Source organism: Pseudokineococcus marinus (assembly GCF_013004605.1).
Lineage (GTDB): Bacteria > Actinomycetota > Actinomycetes > Actinomycetales > Quadrisphaeraceae > Pseudokineococcus > Pseudokineococcus marinus.
The window spans coordinates 1-4012 of sequence record NZ_JABEMA010000285.1; the positions used below are offsets into that span (position 1 = coordinate 1).

At 79.6% G+C, this 4012-nt stretch carries 3 protein-coding genes and 2 pseudogenes; all 5 read right to left on the bottom strand.

What is annotated here, in order from left to right:
- Positions 1–29: 29 nt before the first annotated feature.
- Positions 30–983 carry an SGNH/GDSL hydrolase family protein gene (locus HLB09_RS14090; RefSeq protein ID WP_171203975.1) on the bottom strand — a complete coding sequence of 318 codons (954 nt, stop codon included), beginning with the start codon at positions 981–983 and terminating at the stop codon, positions 30–32.
- A 41-nt stretch (positions 984–1024) separates the two neighbouring features.
- On the bottom strand, positions 1025–2302 hold the full coding sequence (locus HLB09_RS14095; protein ID WP_171203976.1) for an NAD(P)/FAD-dependent oxidoreductase: 1278 nt from the start codon (positions 2300–2302) through the stop codon (positions 1025–1027).
- Positions 2299–3324 (bottom strand): sensor histidine kinase, encoded by a 1026-nt coding sequence (locus tag HLB09_RS14100; protein WP_171203977.1) that lies wholly within the window; start codon positions 3322–3324, stop codon positions 2299–2301. The genes HLB09_RS14095 and HLB09_RS14100 overlap by 4 nt, the downstream gene beginning before the upstream one ends.
- Positions 3317–3883: pseudogene (locus HLB09_RS14105) on the bottom strand (winged helix-turn-helix domain-containing protein); the annotation flags it as partial. The gene HLB09_RS14100 and the pseudogene HLB09_RS14105, both read right to left, overlap by 8 nt.
- Before the next feature lie 2 nt (positions 3884–3885).
- Positions 3886–4012 (bottom strand): annotated as a pseudogene (locus HLB09_RS20450) (CpaF family protein); the annotation flags it as partial.

Below are 4012 nucleotides of genomic sequence, written 5' to 3' on the forward strand. Positions count from 1 at the left end.
GCCGGCGGGCCCGTGGACCTGCTGCGCCGCTACGTCGCGACGGGCGTCTTCGAGGTCGTCCTCACCCACAACCGGCTCACGCTCGTCGACTCCTCCGCGGAGCCGCTCGTGGAGGACGCCGCGGCCGAGGCGGCCTCGGCGACGGGGACGACCCGCCCCTCCCGCCCGGCCGACGGCGGCTCGGGCCACAGCCCCAGCGAGGCGCAGACCGCGGGCAGCAGCACCGCCGCCGCGCGCGCGTAGCCCGCGGGGGAGGGGTGGAAGCGGTCGGCGCTGAACATCTCCGCCGGAGCCGCGGAGAACTCGGGCCCGAGCAGGTCGCCCAGAGAGACGGACCGGCCGCCCGCCTCGACGACGGCGACGGTCTGGGCCGCGGCGAGGTCACGGGCCCACCGACGGGCGATGGCGCGCAGGGGCTGGGCCACGGGTTCGACGACGCCCAGGTCGGGGCACGTGCCGACGACGACCTCGGCGCCCGCCGCCCGTAGGCGCGCGACGGCGCGGGACAGGTGGCGGGCGGCGTCGGCCGGCCGCACGCGGTGCGTGACGTCGTTCGCGCCGACCATGACGAGCACGACGTCCGGCGCGGGCACCTCGGCGAGCAGCCGGCCGGCCTGCGCGTCGAGGTCCGCGGACCCGGCGCCGACGACGGCGCGGTTGAGGAGACGCACGCGCCGCCCCGACACGGCGGCGAGGCCCGTCGCGACGATGGCGCCCGGGGTCTGCGCGGGCGTCTGCGCGCCGAGGCCGTCCGCGCTCGAGTCGCCGAGGACGCCGAGGACGAGGACCCGCCCGGGGCCCGCGCCGTAGACGCCGTCGGCGTCGGGCCCCTCGGAGCCGAACGGCCGCCCGACCCAGCGCCGAGCCAGCCGCGCCTCGACGAGGACGACGCCCACGGCGGCGCCGCCGAGGGCCACGAGCCCGGCCGCGTACGCCGCGGTGACCGCGCCGACCCGCCGCGCCGTGCTGCCGCCGTCCGCCATGCGTCGCCCCCCGAGCTCGTCCGTGCCGTCGCCCGCCGAGGCTATGCCGTGGCGCCGGACGGGGAGGCGCGCTCGGCGGGGGCGTCCGGGAACGACCGGTCGCCGAAGAGGACGGCCCGGGCGGCGGCCCGGCCGGGCGGCGTCCGCAGCAGCGGGAAGCCGGCGCGCACGAGGGCGGGGGAGCGGACCTGCGCCAGCCCGTGGCGCAGGAGCATGCGCCCGCGGAAGGCGCGCCGCAGCGCCGCCCCGTCGTAGCGGCGCAGGGCCTGCGGCCCCTCGCTGCGGAGGGCCGCGTCGAGGACGTCGACCGCCTGCGCCGCCTGGCGCAGGCACGGGTCCAGGCCCCCGGCGGTCAGCGGGGAGACGGCGCCCGCGGCGTCGCCGACGAGCAGGCCGTCCGGGCCCGCGATGCGCCGCAGGAGGCCGCCCACCGGGATGGGCCCGCCCCGACGCTCGACCGCCCCCGGCGCCTCGTCGGCCCGCGCCTGCCCGACCCGCGTGTCCCCGCCCCAGGTGTCCCCGCCCCACGTGTCCCCGCCCCACGTGTCCCCGGCCCACGTGTCCCTGGCCCACGCGCCCGCGTCCGCGCCGAGCAGGGCGGGCAGCGAGCGCTTGAAGCGCTCGAGGCTGCGGCGCATCCCCCCGGGGAAGCGGTCGGCGTACCCGGCGACGCCCACGTGCGCGTGGTGGCCGTCGTCGACGACCCACGCCAGGTAGCCCGGCGCCACCGAGGGGTCGACGACGCAGTGGAAGGTCGGCGGCAGCCCGCGGTCGGGGACGGCCCGGACCTCCTCGGCCCCGACGAGCAGGTGCCGGTTGCGGTCCAGCCCGAGGTCGCGCGCGACGGCGGAGCGCGCGCCGTCGGCGCCCACGAGGAAGCGCGCGCGGACGGCGCGTCGCCCCTCGCGGCCCTCGAGGACGCAGGCGCCCCCGTCACGGCCCGCGTAGCGGGCGCCGAGCTCGAGGCGCACGCCGGCCGCGACCGCCGCCCGGGCCGAGGCCCGGTAGAGCGGGCCCATGTCGCCGACGCGGTACTCGTCGCGGTCGCTGACGAGGTCGAGCGGGCGCCCCGGGCCGGGCGGGTGGAGGACGACGCGGCGGATCGCCGGACCGAGGTGCTCGGGCGGCAGCGGGAAGTCGTCGAGCGTGCGCCGCACGAAGATCCCGGTGGTGCGCACGACGCCGTCGAGGGCCGGGCGCCGGTCGGCGAGGACGACGTCGTGACCGCGCCGCGCCAGGCCCGTCGCGGTGGCGAGGCCCGCGAGCCCGGCGCCGACGACGAGGACGTCGGCCCGCTCGTCGGGGGACGGCGCGCTCACGCGGCGCCCCCGCGGGCGGGCGCGGCCGCCGGGAGGTCGACGTCGAGCCGGCACCCCCGGGGCGCGTCGGCGACCGTGAGCCGTCCGCCGTGGAGCTCGACGGCCCAGCGGGCGATGGCCAGCCCGAGGCCGGTGCCCCCGTCGCGGGCGCTCGCCGAGCTGCCCCGCGCGAAGCGCTCGAGGACCCGCTCGCGCTCGGACAGCGGGATGCCGGGGCCCTCGTCGAGGACGGACAGGCGGGCCCCGCCGTCGCGGACCGCCGCGGTCACGGTGACGACCCCGCCGGGTGGGCTGTGCCGCGCGGCGTTGTCGAGGAGGTTGGCGACGACCTGGTGCAGGCGGGCCGGGTCGGCCAGCACCTGCGCGTCGGCCGGCTCGACGCGCACCTCGTAGGTGACGTCGCGCCCGGAGAGGCGCGCGCCGTCGACGGCGGCCCCGACGAGGTCGGCGAGGCGCACGGGCTCGCGGTGCAGCGGCACCGCCCCGGCGTCCACGCGGGACAGGTCGAGCAGCTCGTCGACGAGGTCGCCCAGCCGCTCCACCTGGGCGAGGGCCGGGCGCAGGGCGTCCGGGCCGGCCGGCGCCACGCCGTCGACGGCGTTCTCCAGCACGGCCCGCAGCGCGGCGACGGGCGTCCGCAGCTCGTGGCTGACGTTGGCCACGAGCTCGCGGCGCTCGGCGTCCACCTGCTCGAGCTGGCGCGCCATGTGGGTGAAGGCGCGGGCCGCCTCGCCGACCTCGTCGCGGCTCGTGGCGGTCACGCGCCGGGCGTGGTCGCCCCGGGCCATCGCCCGGGCCGCGGCCGTGAGCTCCCGCAGCGGCGAGGTCATCCCGTGGGCGAGGACCTGGGTCACGCCCAGCGCGAGGAGGACGGCGACCGGGAGGGCGTAGCGCGGCCACCACTCCAGGACGGCGAGGCCGACCCACGTCGCGAACGACGCGGCGGCGCAGGAGGCCGCGACGAGGACGCCGAGCTTGACCTTGATCGACGTCAGCCGGTCCAGCGGGCGCACGTCAGGCACGCGGCACCTCCAGGGCGTAGCCGACGCCGTGGACGGTCCGGACGACGTCGGCGCCGAGCTTGCGCCGCAGCGTCTTGACCTGGCTGTCGACGGCGCGGGTGCCGGACGCGTCCGACCAGTCCCACACCGACGCCATCAGCTGCTCGCGGGTGAGCACCCGGCCGGGCTGCTCGCCGAGGTGGACGAGGAGGTCGAACTCCGTGGGCGTGAGGTGGACCTCGCGGCCGTCCCGGGCGACGCGGCGGGCCGCGCGGTCGACGACGAGCGCGCCGAGGCGCAGCACGTCGTCCCGGCCGGCCGCCGGCGCGTCCCCCGCCGCCATCTCGCGGGCCCGCTCGACGCGGCGCAGCAGCGCCCGCACGCGGGCCACGAGCTCGCGCATGCCGAAGGGCTTGGCCAGGTAGTCGTCGGCGCCCACCCCGAGGCCGATGACGCGGTCGGCCTCGTCGGCCCGGGCGGTGAGCATGAGCACGGGCACCGGCCGCCGGGCCTGCAGCCGCCGGCACACCTCGAGCCCGTCGAGGCCCGGCAGCATGAGGTCGAGCACGACGAGGTCCGGTGGCTGCTCGCCACGGTCGGGACGACGAAGCGGCTGCTGACGTTCTCCCCCGCCAGCAGCGGCAGGGTGCACATCTTGGCGACCGCGTCGCGAGCGCTGTTGGCGTGCACGCTGGCCATCCCGGGCAGC